The following is a 266-nucleotide window of genomic DNA, read 5'->3' on the forward strand; positions in this document are numbered from 1 at the left end:
GCCTGCGCACGTGGCCGTGGGCGCGTGGCATGGCTGGCTCATGCTCGAACCGCGTCTCGACTGGACGATCGGCACGCACACGTATGCGGGCGGTTCGCTGCTCGCGATCCGCGAGGACGCGTTCGTGGCCGGCGAGCGCACGTTCACGCCGCTCTTTACGCCGACGCCCGTGACGTCCGCATGTGACTGGACCAATACGAAAAACGTCTTGATCGTGTCCTGGCTCGACGACGTGCAAAGCCGCACGATGCTCTGGCAGCCGATCG

General features: G+C 66.2%; 1 pseudogene. It reads left to right on the forward strand.

Features of this window, described 5'->3' with window-relative positions:
* Positions 1-266 (forward strand): annotated as a pseudogene (locus tag SB816_RS32230) (S9 family peptidase); the annotation flags it as partial.

Source organism: Achromobacter sp. SIMBA_011, assembly GCF_046535435.1.
GTDB classification, from domain to species: Bacteria; Pseudomonadota; Gammaproteobacteria; order Burkholderiales; family Burkholderiaceae_B; genus Achromobacter; species Achromobacter dolens.